Here is a 25,610-nt window from a genome sequence, read left to right as displayed (position 1 = left end):
TTCAGACCCCCGCTGCCTTCTTCAACCGCTCCACGCGGTCGGTGCGCTCCCAGGTGAACTCGGGGAGCTCGCGCCCGAAGTGGCCGTACGCCGCGGTCGCCGCGTAGATCGGCCGCTTGAGGTCCAGATCGCGGATGATCGCCGCCGGGCGCAGGTCGAAGACCTCGCTCACGGCCTCCTGGATCCTCTCGTCCGGGAGGGTGCCGGTGCCGAAGGTCTCCACGAAGAGGCCGACGGGCTCCGCCTTGCCGATGGCGTAGGCGACCTGCACCTCGCAGCGCTTCGCCAGGCCGGCCGCGACGACGTTCTTCGCGACCCAGCGCATCGCGTACGCCGCCGAGCGGTCCACCTTCGACGGGTCCTTGCCGGAGAAGGCGCCGCCGCCGTGCCGGGCCATCCCGCCGTACGTGTCGATGATGATCTTCCGGCCGGTGAGTCCGGCGTCGCCCATCGGGCCGCCGACCTCGAAGCGCCCGGTCGGGTTGACCAGGAGCCGGTAGCCGTCGGACTCCAGGCTCACGCCCTCCTCGACGAGCTCCTTGAGGACGTGCTCGACGACGTACTCGCGGACGTCCGGCGTCAGCAGGCCCTCCACGGAGATGTCCGCCGCGTGCTGCGAGGAGACGACGACCGTGTCGAGGCGGACCGGGCGGTCCCCGTCGTACTCGATGGTGACCTGCGTCTTGCCGTCCGGGCGCAGGTACGGCACGGTGCCGTCCTTGCGGACCTCGGTGAGCCGCCGCGACAGGCGGTGGGCGAGCGCGATCGGCAGCGGCATCAGCTCGGCCGTGTCGTCGCAGGCGTAGCCGAACATCAGGCCCTGGTCGCCGGCGCCCTGGGCCGCCAGCTCGTCGTCCACGCCCTCGACCCGGGCCTCATGGGCGGTGTCGACGCCCTGCGCGATGTCCGGCGACTGGGCGCCGATGGACACCGACACGCCGCAGGAGGCGCCGTCGAAGCCCTTCGCGGAGGAGTCGTAGCCGATGTCGAGGACGGCGTCGCGGACCAGCTGGGCTATCGGCGCGTACGCGGACGTGGTGACCTCGCCGGCGATGTGGACCTGACCGGTGGTGATCAGCGTCTCCACGGCGACCCGGGAGTGGGGGTCCTCGGCGAGCAGCGCGTCGAGGATGGTGTCGCTGATCCGGTCGGCGATCTTGTCGGGGTGGCCCTCGGTCACGGACTCCGAGGTGAAGAGGCGCCGGCTCATGCCTGGGCCTCCGCCGGGGTCTTGAAGAAGTGCTGCTCGATGGCGCCGAGGGTGCGGATGGAGTCGACCTCCAGGGTCTCCATCTGGATGGCGGTGCCGCTCTCCTGCTCCAGGAGGAAGACGAACTCGACGAAGGACAGCGAGTCGATGAGCCGGTTCTCGATCAGGTCGAGGTCGGCGGCGATGTCGTCGCGCTCGGGGTGACGCTCGAGGATCCAGTTCTTCACCGTCTGCAGGCCGTCGGCCATGGTTGCTCTCCTTGTTCGCTACTGCTCGATTGAGGTGCTGGATACGGAAGGGGTGGGGGCGATGATCGGGGCGGCCACGGCCACCGCGTAGTCCACGTCGTGGCTGATGGACACGGTGATCTCGGTGATGCCGGACTCCGCGGCCATCTCGGCGGCCGCCCGGTGCAGCTCCACGAGCGGCCAGCCGCCCTCGGAACGCCGCACGACGATGTCCGGCCACGGCAGGAACCTGCCGCGGACCCGTAAGGTCTTGAACGCCGCTTCCTTCGCCGCGATCCGCCCGCACAGGCTCAGGACGTCGAGCCCGGAGGAGGTGCGGCAGTCGGCGAGCTCGCCGGGAGTGAGCATCCGCTCGAAGAACCGCTCCCCGTACTGGGCGAGGAGCCTGCGGACACGGTTGACGGACACGATGTCCATGCCGAGGTTCGCCCACCCCAGGCCGCCCGCCGGCGGGGCGGCGGGACGGGCCGGCACGTCAGATCACCGGCCCGGCCGCGCCACTCGCACCGGCGTCGAGGACGGCCCGCTCGGCGGCCTCCCAGCTGCCGTGGCGCCGGGTCAGCGCCGACAGCCAGCGCTCCAGGCCGAAGGCGACACAGCTGGTGAAGGCCGGTCCGCCGGTCGAGGCCAGGGTGATGTCGCAGCGCTCGCCGAAGAAGTTCCGGTGCGTGTTGACCGAGGCGATCGCCAGGTCCTCGTACAGGAACTCGTACTTCACCGGGGTGAGCCGCTGGAGGACCGCCTTGGAGCTGCCCTTGTCGAAGAAGGGGTCGCAGGCGGCCTCCCGGCGCAGCGGCAGGTCGAGCGCCTTCGCGAAGGACTGGATGCGGGTGGTGAACTCGGCGAGGTGGTTCTCGGCGTGCTCACGGCCGCCGATGGCGACGATCTCCCGCATGCGGAAGCCGAGCTGGCGCCGCATGCCCTCGTAGTGCGTCTCCTTGCGGAAGCACCAGGAGCAGATCGTGACGAGGGTGTCGTCGGCGACCCGGGTGCCCTGGTGGGTCAGGTAGACGGCGTAGCAGGACGCCGAGGGCAGTCCGAGCGCGGCGGGTTCGAGCGCGTCGCTCGGGAAGCGGCCGGCGGTGGTGTCGAAGGGCGTGGTCGCGCGGCGCTCCAGGTCGAGCGGGGCGGCGACGACGGCCTGGTGGGGGAAGTTGTCGTAGTAGTCGAGCTTGGCGAGGTCGGCGGCCGGGAGGAGCGGGGGCATGGTCATGGGGCGGGCGCCCGCGGCCACCCCCCAGCCCTCGAAGGTGTCGTCGAGGAGCCGCAGCAGGCGGGTCCCCTCCGGGCCGAGCGAGGGCAGGCCCGTGGCGGACCCGACGCCTTTCTCGGGGGTCGTCAAGGTCATGGTCGGTGCCTCTCGGGTGAGGGCTCTCAGGTGAGGGGGTCGCTCAGAGAACGGGCAGGGTGTCGTCGGAGAAGATGCCGGTCTTCAGGAAGAAGGAGAGCGGCTTGCGGATCGCCTTGCGCTCGTGGGCGCGGCGGGACTCGTCGGCGATCAGCGCGTTGCGCAGGGCGAGCGGGTCGGCGACGCCGGCGTCCTTGTACACGTGCGGGTTGTAGAGGGAGTTGATGCTGTAGACGACGTACCGCTTGAGGTACGCCTCGACCTCGCGGACCCGCTCGGCGCTCACGGCCTGGCACATCCGCTGGTGCAGCAGGGAGACCAGCTCGCGTCCGAAGGCGATGTGGCGGGACTCGTCCTGGTGGTGGATGCGGTTGACCTCGCGGATGGTGTGGCAGAGCGAGGAGTCCTTCGCCATCCGGGAGTTGTAGTGGTCGACGAGCTCCTCGAAGAAGAGGATGCGGGTGAAGACGAGGAAGTTCTCGACCTCGGGCTCCCAGGCGGCGTCGGCGCGCATGGCGGTGGAGCCGTAGATCTTGTGGCCGTAGCGCCGGCAGAACTCGGAGAAGAACCACATGTGTTCGTTCTCCTCGCCGATGAAGTGGTGGAAGAAGTCCGAGGGGACCTCGAAGCCGGGCATGTGGATGCGGCCGACGACCTCGATGAGGAGCTCGCGGATGCCGTGCACGTTGAGGCTGTAGAAGTTGATGGACTCCCACTTCGACAGGCGCTGAAGCGTTTCCTCACCGAGGGTGTCGTAGTGCGCGGTGCCGTAGACGGTGAGCAGCTCCGGCGTCATCCAGAAGCGGTCCTCCTCCAGCGTCTCGGGCCACTGGAAGGTCTGGTACGGGTTGTAGTAGTCCTCGACCGAGCGCTCGCTGAGGCGGCTGAGGACCTCCATGAAGCGGTCGGTGACCGGGAGGGCGGCAACGCCCATGTTCTCGCTCCTTCGGAGTGGGGTTACGGGCGGACTTCGTAGACCGCGTTGACCGGGGTCTCCGTGGCGCGCCGCCAGCGGGTGAAGCCGGCCTCCTCGGCGATGGCGCGGAAGGCCTTCTCGCCGGAGTGGTTGCCGAGGGCGTGCGGGCCGCGCTGCGCGACGGCGACGGGCAGGCACATCACGGCGGACAGGGCCATGAACATGCGGGCGGCGGGGGTCTGGGTGTCGATGTCCTGCGGGGAGACGTTGGACTCGACGAGCATCCAGGTGCCGTCCGCTTCGAGCGACTTGTGGACGTGCTGGGCGGCGGCGACCGGGTCGCCCATGTCGTGCAGGGCGTTGAAGAAGCACACCAGGTCGTAGCCGGAGCCCGGGTAGTCGTCGGCGGAGGCGACCTCGAAGACGACCCGGTCGGAGAGACCGGCCTCCTCGGCGAGCTCCCGTGCGATCGAGATGGCCTCCTCGGAGTAGTCGAAGCCGTGGACGGTGGCGTTCGGGAAGGCCTTCGCGATGAGGAGGGTGGTGTGGCCGACGCCGCAGCCGACGTCGGCGACGGTGCCGCCCGCTGCGAGCTTGTCGGTGACCTGGTGGAGGGCGGGCAGCCAGTCCGGGACGAGCTTGTGCTCGTACGTGGGCTGGAAGAAGGAGCCCATGCCGGTGTCCAGGGCCGCGTCGTGCTCGGCCCAGCCGACGCCGTCGCCGGTGCGGTACGCCTCGACGAGCAGGTCCTCGGTGGCGTACAGCGCCTTGAGGGCGGTGAAGAACCCGGCGGCGTACGTGACGGCCTTCGGGTCGGCGAGGACCTCGACGTGGTCGGCGGGGAGCGTGTACGTGAGGGAGCTGGGGTGCCGCTCGACGTACCCGGCGGAGAGCTGGGCGTGCAGCCACTCCTCGATGTAGCGCGTGTCCGTGCCGGTCTCCTCCGCCAGCTGCCCGGCGGTGAGCGGGCCGTGCTCCGCGAGGGCCTTGTAGAGCCCGAGGCGCTCGCCGAGGGCGACGGTCAGACCGCGGACGGCGGCGCCGGCGTCGGTGATGACCTTCTGGTGGAAGTCGTGGGCGCTCATGCGGCCTTCTCCTCCTCGTACGTGGGGAGATCGCAGGTGAACAGGAAGGAGCGGGGGACGCGCGGCACCGAGCGGGCCGGCACCGGGTAGGGCCAGCGGTCGAAGTCGGCGCCGGGCTCACCGGGCTGCCTGACCTCGCGCACGGCCCAGCCGCAGTCGGCGAGCAGTGCCTCGGGCTCCTCCGTGCCGAAGAGCCACGGGTTGCCGTCCTCGTCCAGGGCCTTCATGAAGCCGCGGGCGAGCGGGTTCTCCAGGGCGGACTTGGAGATGACGTCGCCGAGCAGCACGGAGCCGGGCGCGGCGTGCGCGGAGAGGGTCGAGATCAGGGTCCGTACGGCCTGCTCGGGCAGGAAGAACAGCAGGCCCTCGACCACCCACAGGACGGGCTCCTCGCTCTTCCAGCCGGCCTCCTTCAGGGGGCCGGTCCAGTCCTGCGTGAGGTCGACGGGCACCGCGATCCGGGTGCGACCGGCGGGCTGCGGCTCATCCTTGAGCATCTCGGCCTTGGTCTCCAGGAGGGCCGGGCGGTCGAGCTCGTAGACGGTGACGCCGTCGGGCCAGGGCAGCCGGAAGAAGCGGGTGTCCATGCCGGCGGCGAGGAAGACGACCTGGCGGATGCCGCGCTCCTCCACCGCCTTCACGACGGCCCGGTCGAGGTAGGTGGTGCGGATGGCGAGGAACGGCACGATGCCGCCCCCGTCGTAGCGCGCGAGCAGTTCGAAGCCGGTCTCGTCGGCGACGGTGCGCGCGTAGGGATCGGCGAACAGCCGGTCCTCGCGCTCGGTCTCCAGGGCGCGCGCGGCGGCGGTCCACTGGGCGGTGCGGGATACGGCCTCCACAGGAGGTCCCCCTTCGGTTGAGGTCGGGTGATTCGGACGGCCGTGTTCAGGGGCCCGACGAAGGAACGGTTCGTCAGGCGCTCATGGCCGGGACACAGCTCTTGGCCGGCCGCCCACAGGCGACGGGGTCCTCGGCCGCGGGCATCGACGACAGATGGCCGGCCTCGGAGTCGGCGGGGCGGCGGCGGAAGATGCTGTGCAGGATCATGCTGAACACGGCCGTCCCGTCGGCGGCCACGAGCGTGCACCGCGGCTTGACGGTGCCGGTGGCGGGGTTGAACGGCGACGGGGTGGAGCCGAGGATCTCGACGCGCGCGGTGAGGACGTCACCCGGGCGGACGGGCCGCAGATAGCGGACTTCGTCGATGCCGGGCGAGCCCGTACAGGCGCTGTAGGCGAGCAGTCCGTCGACGTAGCGCCGCATGAACATCGCCTGGGTGTGGAACCCGCTCGCGATCAGACCGCCGAACGGGGAGTCCTCGGCGCGCTCGGGGTCCGTGTGGAAGGGCTGCGGGTCGAAGCGCCTGCCGAACTCCAGCACCTCCTCCGCCGTGACGGTGACGGTGCCCAGCTCGTGGATGTCGCCGGGCCGGAAGTCCTCGAAGTAGCGCATCGCGCGCCCCCCTTGACCTAGGAGTCTACGTTTCCTGGCATCACCCAATCTACGAATCGACCATTTATTTTGTCAACCCAAAAGAAGGGCTCGAAGGGCCCTTCATCACAGTGCTTGCTCCAGATCGCCCCACAGGTCCTCCACGTCCTCGATGCCCACCGACATACGCACGAGCCCACTCGCGATCCCCGCCGCCGCCAACTCGCCCTCGTCCAGCTCGCGATGGGAGGTGGACGCGGGATGCGCGACGAGCGTCTCCACGCCGCCGAGCGAGAGCGCGAGCTTCGCCAGCCGTACGCGCTCGATGAAGGCCCGGCCCGCCTCCCGGCCCCCGGCGAGCTCGAAGGAGAGCATCCCGCCACCGCCGGCCAGGACCTTCCGGGCCGTGTCGTACGAGGGGTGGTCCGGGCGCCAGGGGTAGTGCACGGCCGTGACGCCGGCGCGGGCCGCGAGCAGCTCGGCGAGGGCGGCGGCGTTGGCGCAGTGCTCGCGCATCCGCAGGGGCAGCGTGGGGATCCCGCGCAGGGTGAGCCAGGCGGCGAACGGGTCGGCGCAGGCGCCGAGTTCGACCGTGCGGGGCCAGACCCGGCGGCGCAGTGCGTCGTCGGCGAAGACGGCGGCGCCACCGAGGACGTCGGAGTGCCCGGAGAGGTACTTGGTGGTGGAGTGCACGACGATGTCGGCGCCGAGCTCCAGGGGGCGGCACAGGACGGGCGAGGCGAGCGAGTTGTCGACGACGCCGACGACCCCGTGGGCGCGGGCGGCGGTGAGCAGACCGGGCAGATCCGGGACCTGGCCGGTGGGGTTGGCGATCGTCTCCAGGACGAGGAGCCGGGTGGCGGGGTGCACGGCGGCGGCCTCGAACTCGGCCGGGTCGTCGCCGGATATCCGTACGACCTCGATTCCGTACCGCTCGGCCAGGTCGGTCAGGACGGCGTGCGTCCCCCCGTACAGGCAGCGCTGGGCGACGACCCGGTCGCCGGGCCGGAGCAGCGCGAGGAGCACCCCGCTGACGGCGCCCATGCCGGAGGCGAAGGCGATGGCGCCCTCGCCCCCCTCCAGGCCGGCGAGGGTCTGCTCCAGGGCGCGTACGGTCGGGTTGCCGCGGCGGCTGTAGACGTATCGCCCGTCGGGGTCGGCCATCGCGTCCGCGAGCTCGGCTGCGGAGTCGAAGGCGAAGGCGGAGGACTGCACGAGAGGCACGGAGAGCGGCCAACTTCCCGAGGGAAAGGGCTCGTTGAAGACGTGCACGGCTTGGGTGTTCAGTTCCACAGCAGATCCCTTCTGAAGACGGAAAAGGGGCCGCCCGACGTCCGGGGCAGGACATCGGGCGACCCCTTCGGGGCAGTGGTCAGACGGAGACCTTCTCGCCCTGTGGGGCGGGGGCGGCGGCCTCGGCCGCGACCGTCTTGTCGCTCTTCATGACGAGGAGGGTGACGACACCGCCGACGGCGGCGATGATCGCGGCGCCGATGAAGGCGGACGAGAAGCCCTCGGTCAGCTTCGGGAGGTTGCCGAGCTGGTCGGCACCCTGGGACATGGCGACGGCGGTGAGCGCGGCGAGGCCGAGCGCGGAGCCGACGTTGTAGGTGGTGTTGACGATGCCGGAGGCGAGACCGGCCTGCTCCTGCGGGGCGTTGGCCATCGCGCTCATCATCGTCGGGATGTAGGCGAGGGACATGCCGAGCGCGGCGACCAGCGAGGCCGGCAGCACGTCGACCAGGAAGGTGCCGGTGGGCTCGACGGCCGCGAGCCAGACCAGACCGGCCGCGAGGACCAGCAGACCGCCGGCGATGAGCGGCTTGGCACCGACCTTCATCATGAGCCGGGCCGTGATGGCCGTCATGAAGATCATGAGGAGCACGGTCATCGGGAGCAGCGCGGCACCGGACTCGAAGGCGCCGTAGCCCAGGACCTGCTGGAGGTACAGGTTGAGGAAGTACCACATCGGGATCCAGGCGGCGCCGAGCAGCGTCATCGCCAGGTTGGCCGAGCCGAGGCGCGGGACCCGCCAGACGGAGAGCGGCATGAGGGGCTCGCGGATGCTCTTCTGGACGACGAAGAAGAGGATCAGGAGGACGGCGGCGCCGGCCAGCTCCAGGATCGTGGAGGTGGCGCCCCAGCCGACCTCGGGGGCCCGGACGACGGCGAAGACGGCGAGCGCGAGACCGGCGGTGACGGCGACGGCGCCGAGGATGTCGACGGAGCCGCGGCGCGACGCGACGTTCGGGAGGAGCTTGGTCGCGGCGAGGGTCGCGAGGCCGATCGGGATGTAGATGATGAAGACCCACTGCCAGCTCACCCACTCGGTGAAGACACCACCGAGGAACACGCCCGCGGTACCCCCGGCGGGGGCCGCGGCGCCGTAGAGCGCCATCGCCTTGCCGAGCTCCTTCGGGTCGTGCATGAAGAGCATCATGAGCAGGGTCATGGCGGAGGGCGCGATGAGCGCGCCGCCGACGCCCTGGACGGCGCGGCCGACGATCTCGACCCAGGCGGTCTGCGCGGCCGCGGCCACGACCGAGCCGGCGATCATGACGGCCCAGCCGGAGACGAAGATCTTGCGGGCTCCGACGAGGTCGGAGAGGCGTCCGCCGAGGAGCAGCAGGCCGCCGAAGACGATCACGTAGGCGTTGAAGATCCACTGGAGCTCGCTCTGCGAGAAGCCCAGGTCCTTCTGCATCTCGGGGAGCGCGACCCCGATGATCGAGGTGTCCATGATGACCATGAACTGAGCGGCGGCGAGCACGACAAGTGCCCACCAGCGCCGGGGATTGACGGTTGACATTGCCCTGACCCTTCACTCGCTGCTGCATACCCCTAGGGGGTACCTGTGCGGAGCACCGTAGCATACCCATGGGGGGTATGTAAGGGTGAGATGAGGGCGCGGGCGGAGGCGCGAGGGAAGCACTCCCTCCGCGCGCGGGAAGCACTCCCTCCGCACCCCCGGCCGGGCAGAATGCCCCCATGACCGCCGAGGAAGAGCCGCAGCACGGACCGACGACCGCCGACGAAGAGCCGCAGCACGGACCGACCGCCGACGAGGAACGCGACCGGGATCTCCTCCGGCGCTGGAACGCCACCCTGCTCGCCGCCCGCGCCGGCCGGGAGGGCCCCGACCCCGCCCCGTACGGCCGGAACCTGCTCTCCCGCTGGGCCGAGCCGCAGCGCCGCTACCACACGGTCGACCACCTGGCGGCGGTCCTGGACCGCATCGACGAGCTCGCCGACCAGGGCGGGGAGGGCGGCGAGCTGGAGCTCGTTCGGCTCGCGGCCTGGTTCCACGACGCCGTCTACCGCCCGGACCGCTCGGAGAACGAGGAACGCTCGGCCGCCCTGGCCGAGAAGGCCCTCGCCGAGGCGGGCCTCACCACGCACGAGGTGGCGGAGGTGGCCCGCCTGGTCCGCCTCACGACCACCCACGACCCGGCCGCGGGCGACCTGAACGGCGAGACGCTCTGCGACGCGGACCTGGCGATCCTGGCCACCTCACCCGATACGTACGGGGGGTATGCGGCGGCGGTCCGCGAGGAGTACGCCTTCGTCCCGGAACCGGCCTTCCGCGAAGGCCGCGCCGCGGTCCTGCGTCAGCTCCTGGGCCTCCCCCGGCTCTTCCGCACGCCGTACGGGGCGGCGGCCTGGGAGGAGCGGGCCCGGGAGAACCTGGAGCGGGAACTGGCGGAGCTGACGGCCGGCCCGTGAGTCTCACATCCCGAGAAATCCACCACCCACGGAATGACAGGCACAAACCACAGGTTGACGCATGTCATGCCGTCTCCCTCAGCCGAGCACACGACCACGCCCGCCGCCCCCGCTGAAGCGATACCCCCCGCCCGTATGCCACTGGCCGTCTACATCCTCGGCCTGTCGGTCTTCGCGCTCGGCACGAGCGAGTTCATGCTCTCCGGACTCCTGCCGCCCATCGCGGAGGACATGAACGTCTCCATCCCCCGCGCCGGACTGCTCATCTCCGCCTTCGCGATCGGCATGGTCGTCGGCGCGCCGCTCCTCGCGGTGGCGACGCTCCGCCTCCCCCGCAAGACCACGCTGATCACCCTCATCACGGTCTTCGGCCTCGGCCAGATCGCGGGCGCGCTGGCCCCGAACTACGCCGTCCTCTTCGCCTCGCGGGTGGTGAGCGCGCTCGCCTGCGCGGGCTTCTGGGCGGTCGGCGCGGCCGTCGCCATCGCCATGGTCCCGGTCGGCTCGCGCGCCAAGGCGATGGCGGTCATGATCGGCGGACTGTCCATCGCCAACGTCCTCGGCGTCCCGGCGGGCGCGTTCCTCGGCGAGCACCTCGGCTGGCGCTCGGCGTTCTGGGCGGTCGGCGTGGCCTCCGCGATCGCACTCGTCGGCGTGGTGACCCGCATCCCGCACCTCCCGCTCCCGGAGACCAGGCCCCGCCTGAAGCGGGAACTGGCCATCTACCGCGACCGGCAGGTGCTCCTCTCCGTCACGATCACCGCGCTCGCGGCGGGCGGCGTCTTCTGCGCCTTCTCCTACCTCGCCCCGCTCCTCACCGACGTCTCCGGCCTCGACGAGAGCTGGGTCTCGGCGGTCCTCGGCCTCTTCGGCATCGGCGCGCTGGTCGGTACGACGATCGGCGGCCGGGTCGCGGACGCGCACCTCTTCGGAGTGCTGCTGAGCGGCATCGCCGCCTCGACCGTCTTCCTGATCGCCCTGGCGGTCCTGGCCCCGAACCCGATCGCGACCGTCCTCCTGACCTTCCTCCTCGGCGTCTCGGCCTTCTACACGGCCCCGGCCCTCAACGCCCGCATGTTCAACGTCGCCGGAGCGGCCCCCACCCTCGCGGGCGCCACCACCACCGCCGCCTTCAACCTCGGCAACACCGGCGGCCCCTGGCTCGGCGGCACGGTCATCGACGCCGACCTCGGCTACGCCTCCACGGCCTGGGCGGGCGCCACGATGACGGCCCTGGGCCTCGCGACGGCGGCCCTGGCCCTCAGGCTCCACAAGTCCACGTCCCGCGTGGTCACTTCGGGCACCCCGCAGCAGCAGGAGCAGCCGGCCGAAGCGTCCTGCTGAGGAGCGGAGGAGCGGCGGAAATCGGGTGCGGGGCGGGCTCCGCGGCGCCTACGGTGGCACGGTGACGGTGCGGATGATCATTCTCAACGGCGGGTCCAGCTCGGGGAAGACCGGGATCGTGCGGTGTCTGCAGGCCGTGCTGCCGGAGCCCTGGCTGGCGTTCGGGGTCGACTCGTTCGTCGACGCGCTGCCCGCGAAGATGCAGGACTCCGACGACGGGATCGTGTTCGACGCGGACGGCGGCGTCGGCGTCGGGGCCGCCTTCCGTGAGCTGGAGGCCGCCTGGGCCGGAGGGCTCGTGGCGATGGCCCGGGCCGGCGCCAGGATCGTCGTCGACGACGTCTTCCTCGGCGGCGCCGCGTCGCAGCAGCGCTGGCGCGAGGTCCTCGGCGACCTGCCCGTGCTGTGGGTCGGCGTCCGGTGTGAGAGCGCGGTCGCCGAGGGACGGGAGATCGCCCGCGGGGACCGGACCGTCGGAATGGCCGCGCAGCAGGCGCGGATCGTGCACGAGGGCGTCGCGTACGACATCGAGGTGGACACGACGAGCACCGAATCCCTGGAATGCGCCCGCACCATCGCGGCCGCCCTCGTCCGAAGCTGACGCTCCGGGCCGACGCTCAGGATCTCGGCCGACGCTCACGCCGAGGTGAGGTCCTGGACCAGGCGCGTCATGAGCGGAGACGGCTCCACCTCCAACTCACGCCTCAGTAACCGCTGGTAGTCCTTGTAGCGCTTCACCGCGCAGGCCGTGTTGCCCTCCGCGATGTGAATCTCGATGAGGATGCGGTGTGCCGTCTCCCGGATCGGGTCGATCTCGGTGGCCGTCAGCGCCGTCTGCAGCGCCGCCAGATACTCCCCGTCCCGCCGCAGCCGCCGCGCCAGCCCCTCCAGGGCGTGCAGCCGCAGCTGGTCCCAGCGCTCCCGCTCCAGGACGAGCCACTCGTCCGGCCATTGCGGCAGCAGCTCCTCCCCGAACGCGGCCGAGAGCTCCTCGGGGTCCTCGGGCGGCCTGCGGTCGCCGATCGCGTCCTGCGCCCGGCATCGCGCGCGGTGCAGGTCCACCTCCACCACCGGTGCGAGCCGCAGCCGTCGGTCCACGCACTCCACCGTCGCCAGCGGACCCGCCCGCCGCCCGTGACACAGGGCGGTCCTGAGGTTCGCCGAAGCCCTGGTCGGGCTGCAGTCGGGCCAGAGCCGCTCGGCTGCCGCACCCCGGTACACGCCGGTGCTGTGCACGGCGAGAAGCGCCAACAGGCGCTGCGCGCCCGAGGGGAGAGGGATGCGGCATCCGGCGTAAGAGAGCTCGAAGGCCCCGAGCAGTTCGAGGTATACGCCGTTCGATGACACACCCTCACTGTGCAACCGGCCGGTGGATCACGCATCCGCGCATCCGCACCTCACCGCCCCCGCCGTACGCGTCCGCCACGCCGCGCCACCCGGCCCGCGAACTTTTCGGAGCGCGGTCCGGCCCGCCGTTCCACCGGGGCTGACCGGCTGCCAAACGCCCCCTCGAACGGACCGGCAACGCCCCGGAAACGCTCTGAGGACGCCGCTTGCACATTCCGGGTGACAGATCGCCGACAACGGCCTTCCACAGTCGGACCCAGATGCTTTTTCGCCCACGGTGCCCCCGGGCACGGAAGGCAGGACCGAGATGAAGCCTCGGGCAGTCCTGGGAGAAACCCGCCCACGGCCGGACGCGCCGTACGGCGACCCCCGGGTGTGCGTCGCCCTGCTCGACGGCCCCGTGGACCTGTCCCACCCCTGCTTCGCCGGCGCGGACCTCACGCGCCTGGTCACTCTGGTGCCGGATCCCGCGGGCACCGGCCCGATGTCGCTGCACGGCACCCACGTGGCCAGCCTCCTGTTCGGGATGCCCGGCTCCCCCGTCAGCGGGCTCGCGCCGCGCTGCCGCGGCCTGATCCTCCCCGTCTTCCGCGACGGCGGAGACGGCCGGGTCCCCCAGATGGACCTCGCCCGTGCCATCGAGCGCGCCGTCGAGGAAGGCGCGCACGTCATCAACATCAGCGGCGGCGAACGCACGGACGCCGGCCAGGCCGACGCCCTCCTCGAACGGGCCCTGCGGCTCTGCGAGGACCAGGGCGTGCTGGTCGTGTCCGCCGCCGGGAACGACGGGGCCGACACCCTCCAGGTCCCGGCCGCCGTCCCCTCCGTCCTGGCCGTCGGCGCCGCCGCGGCCGACGGCTCCCCACTCGACATCAGCAACTGGGGCGGCGCCTACCGGACCCACGGGATCCTCGCCCCCGGACAGGACATCGAGGGCGCCGCCCCCGGCGGCGGCCTCGCCTCCCTGACGGGAAGCAGCTTCGCCACCCCGCTCGTGGCCGGTACGGCGGCCCTGCTCGTCGCGGCCCAGCTGGCCGGCGGCGGGACCGCCGACCCGAGAGCCGCCGGTCAGGCGCTGCTCTCGACCGCCACCGCACCCGCCGACTGCGCCGACCCGGACGCCCCGGCGTGCCGCCGCGGGCTCGGCGGCAGCCTGGACGCCGTCCGGGCTCTCGCCCTCGCCACCATGAAAGAGGAGACAGCCGTGACCACTCCCGCAGCCGCCCCCACGCCGTCCGAGGCCCCGACGCCGAACGTCGCCCCGGCCGGGCACGAGACTCCCGCGCCGTACGGGACACCCGCGACGCCCGCGCCGTACGGGACACCCGCCGCACCCGCCTCGTACGGGACACCCGCCGCGCCCGCTCAGCCCGCGCCCCCCGCACCGACGGCCCCGCCCGTACCGGCGGGCGTCGCTGCCGACGGTGGTGCGCCTCCCCCGCCCCCGGCCCCGCCGACAGCGCCCCCGGCCCAGGCGCCCGCCCCGGCCCTCGCGCCCCCGGCCCCGTCCGTCACCGCAGCCGCCGCACCGGTCGCACCGGTCGCACCCGCCCCACCGACCCCCGCTGCGCCCCCAGTTCACGCCCCCCACGCCACGACAAGCGCCGGAGTACGCCCCGCCTGCGGCTGCGGCGGCGACCCGGCCGCGTGCAGCTGCGCCGGCAGTGGCAGTGGGTCACCACGGCAGTTGATCTACGCCATCGGCACCATCGGCTTCGACTACCCGACCGAGGCGCGCCGCGACAGCTTCCGTCAGCAGATGCCGTACGTCGACGCGACGGTCGACGGCAAGGCGGTCGAGCAGGCACCCGACCCGTACAGCCCCCGTCAGCTCCGCGACTACCTCGCGATGGCCCCCTGGGCCTCCGACAAGCTCACCTGGACGCTCACCATGGACGGCGCCACGGTGTACGCCTTGGAGGCCGAGCCCTCCGCCGGCATGGACTGGAGCATGCCGCCCGTCACGCCGGAGGAAGCCCAGCTCAACCGCAAGAAGCCGTCACGGGCAGCCGCCGCGAAGGCCAGGAAGGACGTCAACCCGTTCGCCAATCCGCCGGTGTCGACCGTCTACCGGGTCTTCCGCGACGCCATCGCGGGCCAGGCACTCGACCCGGACGACGAGGAGGAGCGCCACGGATACATCTCCCGCGTCTCCGTTCCCGGCGTCCTCACCGACCGCACCACGCGTCTCTACTCCGGCCAGATCGTGCCGGTGGTCGAGGTGAAGAGCCGCGGCCTGTGGACGTGGAACGAAGCCGCGCTCGTCGACGCCGTCTTCAAGGAGGTCGCGAAGGAGGCCGACGTGAAGCAGCCCGAGGACAAGAGGCAGCAGTCCAGGGTGCAGGTCCGCGACGACGCCCAGCTGCATCTGACGATCCGCGCGTTCCTCGACAAGATCTACTACCAGTTCCGCAACCTCGGCCAGACCTCGGCCGACCGCGCGCTCAACTTCATGGGCACCAACGCCTTCCTGTTCGGCGACAAGATCAAGGACGGGCTGCTGTCCGCGAGCAAGGTGCCGGGTTCCACCATGAACCTGTACGCGCTCGACACCATCACCGTCACCAAGAGTCCCTACTGCAGGGTCGGTTCGGACTGCCAGGACGTGACCGTGACCTTCTACGACCCCGAGGACGAGCGCAGGTCCCGGCTCTCGTACCTGTTCACCATCGACGTGAGCGACGAGCTGCCGGTCACCCTCGCCCCGGTCCACACGTTCCTCGACTCCAAGTGAAGCGGAGCCGACCGGACACCCCCTCCACCGAGAGGAGAAACCCCCATGGACACCCGCCGAAACCGCCCGGGAGCCGTCCCGCTCCAGGCCCGTCCCGTCCACCGCGAGGGCCCTGCGGCCGAGGCCGGGAGCACCCGCACCGGCGTCGAGGCCGCCAAGTCCTCCTGCGCCGGCATGACCGGCCCCGCCCGGCAGATGTGCTACGCCGGCCACGGCGTCTACGCCTGACGGACGACAGGACCCCTCACCCGCTCCGAGGAAGAAAGGAAACCGTCATGTTCGACGAGACCCACACCACCGAGGAGACCGGTGGCGACACGCCCCGCCGGTCCACCGCCGGACAGCTCCGGCTCCAGCTGCCGCAGCAGTCCGCACCCGTCCAGCGCGGCAAGCACCCCGAGGGCTGGGACGCCGACGGCGGTGCGGCGGCCAGCGGCCTGCTGGGCAGCCTGCTCGGCGACATCATCCCGATCTGAGGACCTCGTCCGAGGACCTCACGCCCCGCAGCGGGGGACGTAAGGAAAGGAGCACACGATGTTCAAGGAGACCCAAGCCCACCAGGACGGCGGCGCCGACACGCCCCGCCGGTCCGCGGCCGGACAGCTCCGGCTCCAGATGCCCCAGCAGTCCGCACCCGTCCAGCGCGGCAAGCACCCCGAGGGCGGCGACGCCGACGGCGGTGCGGCGGCCAGTGGATTCCTCGGAGGCCTGCTCAGCGAGGTCCTGCCGTTCTGAGTCCGGCGTCATCGGCGGGACCGGCCGCCGCGGCCCCCGTGACCGGTCCGGTCCCGCCCGATCCGAGGAAGAGCCATGCGACTCGATCTGCCGAAACAGGTGCCGGCGGTGGACCGGCGGGAGCACTACCCGCCGTATCGCATCGTCTTCACGTTCCCGGACGAGGACGCCGACGGCGAGGAGGAGCGCGTGCACCAGCAGCCGCGAGGCAACTACGGGCCGCTGCCGGCGGACCCCCCGCCGCTCGTCCACGGCTACGGCCGCGGCTGGAACTGCGCACCGACGGGCTGCCGGTGGACCGGCGTCCTGTGACGAGACCTTCGTGAGGGAAAGGGAAAGGGAAGGGGACGGGCCGCCCGCCGAGCGGCCCGTCCCCGCAGGAAGGAACCGAGGCCACCATGACCACAGTGAGGTCGGCCATCTCCTGGCCGAACGACAAGACGTATCTCTTCCACGCCGACGACACCTACGACCGGTACGACTCGGTCACCGGTGTACGCGAGGACTCCGGACTCCCCCTCACGTTCTGGCCCGGCATGCCCCGGTCGCCGGACGCCTTCGTCTGGTGGGGTGCGGGGAAGGCGTACGCCTTCACGGGGAGCACCTATCTGCGGTACGACGACCCCTCCAACCGGGTCGAACCCGAGTACCTGCCCCCCAACGACCCGTTCACGGTCGAGTTCGGCTGGGCCGGCCTGCCCACCGGCGCGGACGGCCCCGACTGGCGTACCGGCATCGACGCGGCCTTGAACTGGGGGAACGGCAAGCTGTACCTCTTCAAGGGCCCCTCCTACGTGCGGTACGACATCACCTCCGACCGGGTCGACCCCGGCTATCCGCGCACCATCGCGGGCAACTGGACCGGGCTCTTCACCGACGGTGTGGACGCGGCGGTCTATCCGGGCGGCCGGTTCGCGTACTTCTTCCGCGGCGAGAGGTTCCAGCGTTTCGACGTGGACGCCGACCGGGTGGACGCGGACGGTCCCCTGGACGCCTCCTTCCGTCTCGCGCCCACCCCCTCCGGGGGCGTGGCCCCGGCCCGGCTGCTCACCCCCACGCAGGCGAACGGCCTCATGGCCGACCTGATCCGGCGCGGCAAACTGGCCCTGAAGAGCCCGGCGTTCGTGGACGGACCGGCCGGGATCGTGTCACCCAAGCCCGCGCAGCACGTCGTCGTCAGTCCACCGTTCATCAACGGCATGCGCTTCAGGAACGAAGGCAACCCGACGGCCACCGTCATCGACAACGTCGACCAGCGCATGCTCGTCGCGCTCTACCGGCTGACCCGCTGGGTCAACTCCTCCTCCCCCGACGTCCAGGAACTGGGTCACAAGGGCATCGGGCACGGGAACGGCCCCGCCACCGACTGCCACAACCAGGGAAGGGCCATGGATCTCTCCGGCATCGTGGGCGAGTTGGACGGAACGCCGTTCACGCGGCTGGTCGAGCGGGACTGGGGGATGATTCCCGAGACCCCCGGTGTCACCGTCCGCATCGACCCGGCCAGGGACGCCCTCGGGTTCGGCCTGTTCACGACCGTCTTCCGCTTCGCGACGTACGAGTGCGAGGCCAATGCGATCGGTGCGGCCAACAGGTGGCCGATGCCGGAGCTGGGCGGCACCGGCTTCGTGATCTACCCGGACTACGCCCCGGGCGCTCCCCCCGGCAGCAGGAACGCCGCCCTGCGCGCCGACCACAGGAACCACATGCACTTCCAGATCGGCGTGACCTGACCCGCGGCCGCGAGGAGGCCGTCAGGCGACCGGCCGCCCCTTCGGCCGGCGCAGTCCCGCGCTGGTGAGGTGGCGGAGGAGTTCCTTCGAGCCGACCTCGATCGCGCCCGCCGCCACCGCGTCCGCGTACCGGTCGGAGGGGATGTCGTAGTGGTCCCGCTCGAAGGCGCGCGGCGGGGCTCCTATCGAGGCGGCGAAGGCGTGCAGCTCCTCGAAGGAGATGTCGCTGACCAGGTGCGACCACATGCGGCCATGGCCCGGCCAGGTCGGCGGGTCGATGTAGAGGCTCACGCCGGCACTCCCGTCACGTCAGGCCGCCCACCGGGGCCACCACCACGCCCTGCTTGCCGCAGACCCAGTGCGGGTCGGGGCCGAGCTCCGGCTCCACGTCGAGGGCGTGCGGGTCGCCGGAGGCGCAGACCGGGCAGAGCGGCCAGCGTCCGTACCGTTCGAGCAGGGCGTCCTGCACGTCCTGCGCGACGAGCCCGGCGACGTACGACACCCCCTCGGGCCACTGCTCCACCCACCAGCGCCGGTGGGTCACCGCGTCCTCCACCATCGACACGACCTCGGCGGCGGCCACCTCCCGGGCCACCAGGTCGGCCAGAACCAGCGCGCGAGCGGCGTGCAGCGCCTGCTCCACGGGGTCGATGTCGTCCATGCACTCATTGTCACCCGGACGCAGGAAAGGGCGAAGGCCCCCTCCGGAAGTCCCCCGGAAGTCACTGCGGACGTCCCGCCGGAAGTCCCGGCCGGAAGTCCCTGCTTTCCGGGACCCGCGGGGTCTTGTCGGCCCACCGTGCCGAAAGTATCTTTCACTTGTGACCAATGACGTGAAGGAAAGTTTCACCAGCGACGCGCCCCCCGCCCCCGCCGCCCTCGCCGCCAAGGTGCGCACCCTCGCGCCGTCCATGACCCGCTCCATGCAGCGGGTCGCCGAGGCCGTCGCCGGAGACCCGGCCGGCTGCGCCGCGCTCACGGTCACCGGCCTCGCCGAGCTCACCGGCACCAGCGAGGCGACCGTCGTCCGCACCGCCCGCCTCCTCGGCTACCCCGGCTACCGCGACCTCCGCCTCGCCCTCGCCGGCCTCGCCGCCCAGCAGCAGTCCGGCCGCGCCCCCGCCGTCACCGCCGACATCGCCGTCGACGACCCGATCGCCGACGTCGTCGCCAAGCTGGCCTACGACGAGCAGCAGACCCTCGCGGACACCGCCGCAGGACTCGACACCGTCCAGCTCGGCGCCGCCGTCACCGCCCTCGCCGCCGCCCGCCGCATCGACATCTACGGCGTCGGCGCCTCCGGCCTCGTCGCCCAGGACCTCGGCCAGAAACTGCTCCGGATCGGTCTGATCGCGCACGCCCACAGCGACCCGCACCTCGCCGTAACCAACGCCGTGCAGCTCCGCTCCGGGGACGTCGCCATCGCCATCACCCACTCCGGCTCCACCGGCGACGTCATAGAACCGCTCCGGGTGGCCTTCGACCACGGGGCGACGACCGTCGCCATCACCGGCCGCCCGGACGGCCCCGTCACCCAGTACGCCGACCACGTACTGACCACCTCCACCGCCCGCGAGAGCGAACTGCGCCCCGCGGCCATGTCGTCCCGCACCAGCCAACTCCTGGTCGTGGACTGCCTGTTCACCTGCGTCACCCAGCGCACGTACGAGACGGCGGCCCCCGCCCTCGCCGCCTCGTACGAAGCCCTCGCCCACCGGCACTCCCCCCGCAGCCGCTGACCCACACGCATTCCGGCGCCGACGACGCCGCCGTACCGAAAGAGCCCCCGTGCCCACCTCGTACTCCGAACTCCGCGCCCAGCTGGCCACCCTCACCACCGAGGCCTTCCGCCCCGAGCTCGCCGAGATCGACCGGCTGCCCACCCTGGACATCGCCCGCACCATGAACGGCGAGGACCGGACCGTCCCCGAGGCCGTCGCCCGGCAGCTCCCGGCGATCGCCGCCGCCATCGACGCCACCGCCGAGCGGATGGCCCGCGGCGGCCGCCTCGTCTACCTGGGCGCCGGCACCGCGGGCCGCCTCGGCGTCCTCGACGCCAGCGAGTGCCCGCCCACCTTCAACACCGACCCCTCGCGGGTCGTCGGCCTCATCGCGGGCGGCCCGACCGCCATGGTCAAGGCCGTCGAGGGCGCGGAGGACTCGCGCGAACTCGCCGCCGCCGACCTGGACGCCCTCGGGCTCACCGCCGACGACACCGTCGTCGGCGTCTCCGCCTCCGGCCGCACCCCGTACGCCATCGGCGCCGTCGAGCACGCCCGCGCCCTCGGCGCCCTCACCATCGGCCTCTCCTGCAACGAGGACAGCGCGCTCGCCGCCGCCGCCGAGCACGGCATCGAGGTCGTCACCGGCCCCGAGCTCCTCACCGGCTCCACCCGCCTCAAGGCCGGCACCGCCCAGAAGCTCGTCCTCAACATGATCTCGACCATCACGATGATCCGCCTCGGCAAGACCTACGGAAACCTGATGGTCGACGTCCGCGCCTCCAACGACAAGCTCCAGGCCCGCTCGCGGCGCATCGTCGCCCTGGCCACCGGCGCGCCGGACGAGCAGATCGAGACGGCGCTCGCCGCCGCCGACGGCGAGGTGAAGACCGCGATCCTGATGATCCTCGCCGACATCGATGCCAAGACCGCCGAGCAGCGGCTGACGGCCTCCCAGGGCCACCTGCGTGCGGCGCTGCACGCGTAGAGCCTCCCCCTCACAGCAAGGCACCACCGCACCATGAGCACAGACGACAAGAACCGCGCCATCGCCGCCGCGATCCTCCCCCTCGTCGGCGGCGCCGGGAACATCAGCTCCGTGGCCCACTGCATGACCCGCCTCCGGCTCGGTCTGCGGGACCGCTCGCTCGTCCAGGACGAGGCCCTCAAGGCCCTGCCGTCCGTGATGGGGGTCGTGGAGGACGACACGTACCAGATCGTCCTCGGCCCCGGCACCGTCGCCCGCGTGACCCCGGAGTTCGAGGCGCTGGTGGCCGAAGCCCCCGCCCCGGCCCACACCGCCGAGGAACTCGCGGACCGGGGCGCGGCCCTCAAGGCCGCCCGGAAGGCGAAGAACGCCACCCCGTTCAAGCTCTTCCTCCGCCGGATCGCGAACATCTTCGTCCCGCTGATCCCCGCCCTCATCGGCTGCGGCATCATCGCCGGCCTCAACGGCCTCCTCATCAACCTCGGCCGGCTGCCCGGCCTGACCCCCGCCCTCGCGGCGATGGCGAGCGGCTTCATGGCCCTCATCGCGGTCTTCGTCGGCTACAACACGGCCAAGGAGTTCGGCGGCACGGCGATCCTCGGCGGCGCGGTCGCCGCGATCATCGTCTTCCCCGGCGTCGCCAAGATCGACGCCTTCGGCCAGACGCTCTCCCCCGGCCAGGGCGGTGTGCTCGGCGCACTCGGCGCGGCGGTCCTCGCCGTGTACGTGGAGAAGTGGTGCCGCCGCTGGGTGCCGGAGTCCCTCGACGTCCTCGTCACCCCGACCCTGACCGTCCTGATCTCCGGCCTGGTCACCCTCTTCGGCCTGATGTTCGTCGCCGGTGAGATCTCACGGGCCATCGGCGAGGCCGCCGACTGGCTCCTCGCGAACGCCGGCGCCGGCGCGGGTCTCGTCCTCGGCGGCCTGTTCCTCCCGCTCGTGATGCTGGGCCTGCACCAGGCCCTGATCCCGATCCACACGACCCTCATCGAGCAGCAGGGCTACACCGTGCTGCTCCCCATCCTCGCGATGGCGGGCGCCGGCCAGGTCGGCGCGGCCATGGCCGTCTACCTGAAGCTCCCCCGCAACGGCTCCATCCGCCGCACCATCAGGTCCGCCCTCCCGGCCGGCTTCCTGGGCGTCGGCGAGCCCCTGATCTACGGCGTCTCGCTGCCGCTGGGCCGTCCGTTCGTCACGGCCTGCGTGGGCGGCGCGCTCGGCGGCGGCTTCGTCGGCCTCTTCAGCATGCTGGGCGACAAGGTCGGCTCGACCGCGATCGGCCCGTCCGGCTGGGCGCTCTTCCCGCTCCTCGACGGCAACAAGGGCCTCGGCGAGACGATCGCGATCTACGCGGGCGGTCTCCTGGTCGGCTACGCGGCCGGCTTCGTGGCGACGTACTTCTTCGGCTTCAGCAAGGAACTCCTGGAGGAGTTCGACGTGGAGACGGAGGAGACGGCTGGGACGGAGGAGACAGGGGTACGGGCGGACTCCCCGGACTCCCCGACCCCGACCTCGGAGCCGGTGAAGGTCTGACCGGTACGGGGAAGGGCCCGCCCGGGAGAGATCCGGGCGGGCCCTTCCGCGTCGTCGTCACCGGCAGAGGACGTCCGCCTCCGGCCGCACGCCCTCCGTCAGGAAGCGGGTCACGGCCCGGTCGCCGCACGCGTTCCCGTTGCCGAGGTAGACCGCGTGGCCGCCCTTGTCGACGGAGACGAGGCGCGCCCGGTCGCCGAAGGCCTCCCGCATCTTCAGCCCGGCGGAGTGCGGGGTCGAGGGGTCGCGCAGGTTCTGGATCATGAGCACGTTCGACGGGCCCCGGTCGGTGATCCGGGTCGGCTTCTCGACCGCGCCGCCCTTCCAGAAGGCGCAGGGCGTGATGTTGGCGGGCATGCCGGCGGTCAGCGGGTAGCGCTCCCGGTCGGCGGCGACGGCCCGCTCGTACGCCGGTACGGAACGCGGCCAGTCGACGTCGTTGCAGATCACGCCGACGCTGACCGTCGCAGCCTCGTCGGGCATGGGCCCGGCCAGCTCGGGCGGCAGGACGGGCACGCCGGCCGGGTCGAGGGCCTGGGACATCAGGCGGGCGAAGGCCGGGAAGGCGGCGTCGGAGTAGAGGGCCTGCTGAAGGGCCTGGCGCAGGACGGTGCCGTTCAGCGGAACGCCGGGGGTGGCCGACGTCTTGGGCTCACGATCGAGCCGAGCGGCCAGGTCCAGGAACAACGGGCGCACGTCCTCCGGGTGTTCGGCGAGCCGCAGCCCGTCCTGGGCACGGTCGGGGTGGGCGGCCCAGGCGGCGAAGTCGGGGAAGCGGTCCTCGGCGCCGCGCGCCATGCCCGCGAGCCAGCCCTGGGCGACGTGCTTCGGGTCGGGGTCGGCGCTGCTGTCGAGGACCCAGCGGTCGGTGCGCTCCGGGAACTTCTGGGCGTACACGGCGGCCACGTACGTCCCGTACGAGACGGCCCACGCGGACAGCTTCCGCTCGCCGAGCGCCTGCCGCAGCCGGTCGAGGTCCCGTGCCTGGTTGGCGGTCGTGAGGCTGCGCACCATCGCGCCCCCGTTGCGCGCACAGGCCTCGGCCATCCGGCGCGAGCGGGCCACGTTCTCGCCGATGCCGCCGTCGGCGGCGGGCCAGGACCGCAGGGTCACCAGCCGCCGGTCGTCCTCCTCGAAGCCGCACCGGGCCTTGGCGGAGCCGCCGACGCCGCGCGGGTCGAAGGCGACGAGGTCGTAGGCGCCGTTCATCTCCTTCGCGAGGGCGGCCCCCTTCTGCCCGAGCCGCTGCACACCGGAGCTCCCCGGCCCGCCGGGGATGACCATGAGCGTCCCGCGCCGCGCCTCGGGCCGGGTGCTGGGCAGCCGGGCGACGGCGAGCCCGATCTGCTCGCCGTCGGGGTCGGCGTAGTCGAGGGGTACGGAGAGCGTGGCGCACTGCTGCCCCGGCAGCGGCTTCACGGCGGCGTCGCAGGCGTGCCAGTCGAGTCCGGCGGCAGCGGCGGCGGGGGCGACCCCGCCCCCCACGAGTCCGACGCCGGCGACGGCGGCGGCGGAGAGAGCGAGCATCAGGGCCTTGCGTCCACGATTCGTTGTCATGCGCACAGCCTCGCGGACCGGGCGTCGCCGCCCCATCCGGCAGACAGGCGGGTGGGAGGTAGGGCCAACCCCCGCCTGGACGCTCCTGGTTGCCTCGCGACATGAGCGCGCACGAGCCGTACGGGACCTGACGGCCACCCGGCAATCCACTGGCGCCGCCCCGCCCCCCGGGAGATCATCCCCGCCATGACCACCACGAACCCCACGGCCACCCCGCACGCCTCCGCCTCCGGCACCTGGACCCTCGGCGGCGACCTCACCGTCCACCGCGTCGGCTTCGGCGCCATGCGGCTGCCCCAGCACGGCGAGGCGCTCGTGGCGAACGCCGTACCGATGGACCGTGACCGCGCGATCGCCGTCCTGCGCAAGGCCGTCGAGCTCGGCGTGAACCACATCGACACCGCCGCCTTCTACTTCTCGCCGCTCCGCTCCGCGAACGAGCTGATCAACACCGCCCTCGGCGGCCCCTACCCCGACGACCTGGTCATCACCACCAAGGTCGGCCCGGCCCGTGACGCCTCCGGCGCCTGGAGCGAGCACGCCCGTACCCCCGCCGCGCTGCGTGCGCAGGTCGAGGAGAACCTGCGGCAGCTCGGCCGCGACCACCTCGACGTCGTCAACCTCCGCGTCCTGGGCGAGGATTCGGTCGCGGAGCGCTTCGGCGCCCTCGCCGAGCTCCGCGAGGCGGGCCTCATCCGCCACCTCGGCCTCTCCAACATCACCCCCGCGCACCTCGCCGAGGCGCAGGAGATCGCCCCCGTCGTCTGCGTGCAGAACATGTACGGGATCGGGGTCCGTCCCGAGTACGACGCGTTCGTCCGCCACTGCGGCGAACAGGGCATCGCCTTCGTCCCGTTCTACGCGATCGCCGCCGCCGGACGCGAGAGCGGGGCGACCGCCCCGGAGCGCGAGGAGGTCCTCGCCGTGGCGGCGGCCCACGACGCCACCCCCGCCCAGGTCCGCATCGCCTGGACCCTCCACCAGGGCCCCCACCTCCTGGCCATCCCCGGCACCGGCAACCCCGCCCACCTGACCGCCAACATCGCCGCCGGCGGCCTCCGTCTCACGCAGGACGAGCGGGAGCTCCTCGACCGCGTCCACCGGGACGCCGAGGCCTAGACTCCACCCCCATGACCACCACACCCCGCCCCGCCGTCGCCGCCGACCTCGCCCCCGCCGGGGTCCTCCGGGCCTCCGTCAACCTCGGGAATCCGGTGCTCGCGCAGGGCACGCCCGAGGCGCCGGGCGGGATCACGGTGGACCTGGCGCGGGAGATCGGGGCGCGGCTCGGACTGCCCGTGGAGCTGCTCTGCTTCGACGCGGCGCGGAAGTCCTTCGACGCGATGGCGGACGGCCGGGCCGACCTCTGCTTCCTCGCCGTGGACCCGGCGCGGGAGACGGAGGTCGCGTTCACCGCGCCGTACGTCGTCATCGAGGGCGTGTACGCCGTGCCGCGCGGTTCGGCGCTGAGCACCGTCGAGGAGGTGGACGCGCCGGGTGTGCGGATCGGGGTCAAGAAGGGGTCCGCGTACGACCTGTTCCTGTCGCGGAGTCTCGCCCACGCGACCGTGGTGCGCGGCGACGAGGGCGTCGACGTGTTCCGGGCCGAGGGCCTGGAGGTGGGCGCGGGGATCCGGCAGCCGCTCACCGCGTACGCCGCCGCGCATCCGGACGTGCGCCTGATCGAGGGCCGGTTCATGGAGATCCGGCAGGCCGTCGGCACGACGGTCGGCCGCCGGCCCGAGACCGTCGCCTTCCTCCGCGACACGGTCGAGGAGCTGAAGGCGAACGGTTTCGTCGCGGAGTCACTCCGGCGCTCGGGCCAGGACACCGCCCTGCTGGCCCCGCCGGCCTGACCGCCCGACGCCCACCGGCAGCCGGTTTTGAACCCGTTCCATTCCCTTCCGGAACACGGCGGAGAAACCCTCCCGGCGACTCCCGGGAACAGCCCTCTCCC

Annotated in this window: 28 protein-coding genes; 14 read left to right on the top strand and 14 right to left on the bottom strand. The window is 72.2% G+C overall.

What is annotated here, in order from left to right:
• Position 1 precedes the first annotated feature (1 nt).
• From metK to AB5J54_RS22325, 10 genes are all read right to left on the bottom strand, one after another.
• Positions 2 to 1,210, bottom strand: coding sequence for a methionine adenosyltransferase (gene metK, locus AB5J54_RS22370; protein ID WP_369145679.1), 1,209 nt, complete (start codon positions 1,208 to 1,210; stop codon positions 2 to 4).
• Positions 1,207 to 1,458 (bottom strand): phosphopantetheine-binding protein, encoded by a 252-nt coding sequence (locus AB5J54_RS22365; protein WP_369145678.1) that lies wholly within the window; start codon positions 1,456 to 1,458, stop codon positions 1,207 to 1,209. The genes metK and AB5J54_RS22365 overlap by 4 nt, the downstream gene beginning before the upstream one ends.
• Positions 1,459 to 1,476: 18 nt before the next feature.
• Positions 1,477 to 1,932, bottom strand: a complete 456-nt coding sequence (acpS, locus tag AB5J54_RS22360) for a holo-ACP synthase (protein ID WP_369145677.1) — start codon at positions 1,930 to 1,932, stop codon at positions 1,477 to 1,479.
• 1 nt (position 1,933) lies between these two features.
• Positions 1,934 to 2,806, bottom strand: coding sequence for a hypothetical protein (locus AB5J54_RS22355; RefSeq protein ID WP_369145676.1), 873 nt, complete (start codon positions 2,804 to 2,806; stop codon positions 1,934 to 1,936).
• A 43-nt stretch (positions 2,807 to 2,849) separates the two neighbouring features.
• The gene (locus AB5J54_RS22350; RefSeq protein WP_369145675.1) at positions 2,850 to 3,740 is read right to left on the bottom strand and encodes a diiron oxygenase; all 891 of its coding nucleotides are present in this window, start codon (positions 3,738 to 3,740) and stop codon (positions 2,850 to 2,852) included.
• 23 nt (positions 3,741 to 3,763) lie between these two features.
• Positions 3,764 to 4,807 (bottom strand): class I SAM-dependent methyltransferase, encoded by a 1,044-nt coding sequence (locus AB5J54_RS22345; protein WP_369145673.1) that lies wholly within the window; start codon positions 4,805 to 4,807, stop codon positions 3,764 to 3,766.
• Positions 4,804 to 5,646, bottom strand: coding sequence for a class I SAM-dependent methyltransferase (locus AB5J54_RS22340; RefSeq protein WP_369145672.1), 843 nt, complete (start codon positions 5,644 to 5,646; stop codon positions 4,804 to 4,806). Before AB5J54_RS22340 ends, AB5J54_RS22345 begins: the two co-directional genes overlap by 4 nt.
• Positions 5,647 to 5,719: 73 nt before the next feature.
• Complete coding sequence (locus AB5J54_RS22335) at positions 5,720 to 6,259, bottom strand: MaoC family dehydratase (protein WP_369145671.1); 540 nt, start codon at positions 6,257 to 6,259, stop codon at positions 5,720 to 5,722.
• Between the two features lie 105 nt (positions 6,260 to 6,364).
• Positions 6,365 to 7,531 (bottom strand): PLP-dependent aspartate aminotransferase family protein, encoded by a 1,167-nt coding sequence (locus AB5J54_RS22330; RefSeq protein WP_369145670.1) that lies wholly within the window; start codon positions 7,529 to 7,531, stop codon positions 6,365 to 6,367.
• A 79-nt stretch (positions 7,532 to 7,610) separates the two neighbouring features.
• The gene (locus tag AB5J54_RS22325) at positions 7,611 to 9,047 is read right to left on the bottom strand and encodes an MFS transporter (protein ID WP_369145669.1); all 1,437 of its coding nucleotides are present in this window, start codon (positions 9,045 to 9,047) and stop codon (positions 7,611 to 7,613) included.
• A gap of 179 nt (positions 9,048 to 9,226) precedes the next feature.
• On the opposite strand from AB5J54_RS22325, the gene AB5J54_RS22320 reads away from it, so the two are divergent.
• The 3 genes from AB5J54_RS22320 to cpt all read left to right on the top strand — a co-directional run bounded on the left by AB5J54_RS22320 (position 9,227) and on the right by cpt (position 11,906).
• Positions 9,227 to 9,961, top strand: a complete 735-nt coding sequence (locus AB5J54_RS22320; protein ID WP_369145668.1) for a hypothetical protein — start codon at positions 9,227 to 9,229, stop codon at positions 9,959 to 9,961.
• Positions 9,962 to 10,096: 135 nt separating this feature from the next.
• On the top strand, positions 10,097 to 11,305 hold the full coding sequence (locus AB5J54_RS22315) for a Cmx/CmrA family chloramphenicol efflux MFS transporter (protein WP_369145667.1): 1,209 nt from the start codon (positions 10,097 to 10,099) through the stop codon (positions 11,303 to 11,305).
• 73 nt (positions 11,306 to 11,378) lie between these two features.
• Positions 11,379 to 11,906 carry a chloramphenicol phosphotransferase CPT gene (gene cpt / locus AB5J54_RS22310; RefSeq protein ID WP_369145666.1) on the top strand — a complete coding sequence of 176 codons (528 nt, stop codon included), beginning with the start codon at positions 11,379 to 11,381 and terminating at the stop codon, positions 11,904 to 11,906.
• Positions 11,907 to 11,941: 35 nt separating this feature from the next.
• On the opposite strand, the gene AB5J54_RS22305 is transcribed toward cpt, so the two are convergent.
• Positions 11,942 to 12,652: a BTAD domain-containing putative transcriptional regulator gene (locus AB5J54_RS22305; RefSeq protein WP_369145665.1), complete on the bottom strand. Its 711-nt coding sequence runs from the start codon at positions 12,650 to 12,652 to the stop codon at positions 11,942 to 11,944.
• Between the two features lie 307 nt (positions 12,653 to 12,959).
• On the opposite strand from AB5J54_RS22305, the gene AB5J54_RS22300 reads away from it, so the two are divergent.
• The 6 genes from AB5J54_RS22300 (at position 12,960) to AB5J54_RS22275 (ending at position 17,854) form a co-directional block, all read left to right on the top strand.
• The gene (locus tag AB5J54_RS22300; RefSeq protein ID WP_369145664.1) at positions 12,960 to 15,386 is read left to right on the top strand and encodes a S8 family serine peptidase; all 2,427 of its coding nucleotides are present in this window, start codon (positions 12,960 to 12,962) and stop codon (positions 15,384 to 15,386) included.
• Between the two features lie 45 nt (positions 15,387 to 15,431).
• Positions 15,432 to 15,614, top strand: coding sequence for a hypothetical protein (locus AB5J54_RS22295; RefSeq protein WP_369145663.1), 183 nt, complete (start codon positions 15,432 to 15,434; stop codon positions 15,612 to 15,614).
• 47 nt (positions 15,615 to 15,661) lie between these two features.
• A complete protein-coding gene (locus AB5J54_RS22290) occupies positions 15,662 to 15,862 on the top strand; it encodes a hypothetical protein (RefSeq protein WP_369145662.1) in 201 nt (66 codons plus the stop codon).
• Positions 15,863 to 15,920: 58 nt separating this feature from the next.
• Complete coding sequence (locus AB5J54_RS22285) at positions 15,921 to 16,121, top strand: hypothetical protein (RefSeq protein WP_369145661.1); 201 nt, start codon at positions 15,921 to 15,923, stop codon at positions 16,119 to 16,121.
• Positions 16,122 to 16,196: 75 nt separating this feature from the next.
• Positions 16,197 to 16,433 (top strand): hypothetical protein, encoded by a 237-nt coding sequence (locus tag AB5J54_RS22280; RefSeq protein WP_369145660.1) that lies wholly within the window; start codon positions 16,197 to 16,199, stop codon positions 16,431 to 16,433.
• Between the two features lie 86 nt (positions 16,434 to 16,519).
• Positions 16,520 to 17,854 (top strand): hemopexin repeat-containing protein, encoded by a 1,335-nt coding sequence (locus tag AB5J54_RS22275; protein WP_369145659.1) that lies wholly within the window; start codon positions 16,520 to 16,522, stop codon positions 17,852 to 17,854.
• A gap of 21 nt (positions 17,855 to 17,875) precedes the next feature.
• On the opposite strand, the gene AB5J54_RS22270 is transcribed toward AB5J54_RS22275, so the two are convergent.
• Together AB5J54_RS22270 and AB5J54_RS22265 are read right to left on the bottom strand one after the other, a co-directional pair.
• Positions 17,876 to 18,145 (bottom strand): DUF4031 domain-containing protein, encoded by a 270-nt coding sequence (locus AB5J54_RS22270; RefSeq protein ID WP_369145658.1) that lies wholly within the window; start codon positions 18,143 to 18,145, stop codon positions 17,876 to 17,878.
• 13 nt (positions 18,146 to 18,158) lie between these two features.
• Positions 18,159 to 18,515 (bottom strand): hypothetical protein, encoded by a 357-nt coding sequence (locus tag AB5J54_RS22265; protein ID WP_041130492.1) that lies wholly within the window; start codon positions 18,513 to 18,515, stop codon positions 18,159 to 18,161.
• Between the two features lie 160 nt (positions 18,516 to 18,675).
• Between AB5J54_RS22265 and AB5J54_RS22260 the strand changes: the two genes are divergently transcribed.
• Genes AB5J54_RS22260 through AB5J54_RS22250 form a run of 3 tightly spaced genes read left to right on the top strand, consistent with a single transcriptional unit; the run spans position 18,676 to position 22,096 of the window.
• Positions 18,676 to 19,593, top strand: coding sequence for a MurR/RpiR family transcriptional regulator (locus AB5J54_RS22260; protein ID WP_369145657.1), 918 nt, complete (start codon positions 18,676 to 18,678; stop codon positions 19,591 to 19,593).
• A 49-nt stretch (positions 19,594 to 19,642) separates the two neighbouring features.
• Positions 19,643 to 20,563, top strand: coding sequence for an N-acetylmuramic acid 6-phosphate etherase (gene murQ, locus AB5J54_RS22255; protein ID WP_369145656.1), 921 nt, complete (start codon positions 19,643 to 19,645; stop codon positions 20,561 to 20,563).
• A 33-nt stretch (positions 20,564 to 20,596) separates the two neighbouring features.
• Entirely contained in the window at positions 20,597 to 22,096 is a 1,500-nt protein-coding gene (locus AB5J54_RS22250; RefSeq protein WP_369145655.1) for a PTS transporter subunit EIIC, read from the top strand.
• A 57-nt stretch (positions 22,097 to 22,153) separates the two neighbouring features.
• Here the strand turns inward: AB5J54_RS22250 and AB5J54_RS22245 are convergent, their stop codons facing one another.
• Positions 22,154 to 23,653, bottom strand: a complete 1,500-nt coding sequence (locus tag AB5J54_RS22245) for an alpha/beta hydrolase (RefSeq protein ID WP_369145654.1) — start codon at positions 23,651 to 23,653, stop codon at positions 22,154 to 22,156.
• A 186-nt stretch (positions 23,654 to 23,839) separates the two neighbouring features.
• On the opposite strand from AB5J54_RS22245, the gene AB5J54_RS22240 reads away from it, so the two are divergent.
• Both AB5J54_RS22240 and AB5J54_RS22235 read left to right on the top strand, forming a co-directional pair.
• Entirely contained in the window at positions 23,840 to 24,772 is a 933-nt protein-coding gene (locus tag AB5J54_RS22240; RefSeq protein ID WP_369145653.1) for an aldo/keto reductase, read from the top strand.
• A gap of 11 nt (positions 24,773 to 24,783) precedes the next feature.
• Positions 24,784 to 25,509 (top strand): transporter substrate-binding domain-containing protein, encoded by a 726-nt coding sequence (locus tag AB5J54_RS22235; protein ID WP_369145652.1) that lies wholly within the window; start codon positions 24,784 to 24,786, stop codon positions 25,507 to 25,509.
• Positions 25,510 to 25,610: the final 101 nt, after the last annotated feature.

The sequence above is a fragment of the Streptomyces sp. R44 genome (assembly GCF_041053105.1).
Taxonomy (GTDB): Bacteria; Actinomycetota; Actinomycetes; order Streptomycetales; family Streptomycetaceae; genus Streptomyces.
This window is presented reverse-complemented; position numbering and strand designations above follow the sequence as displayed.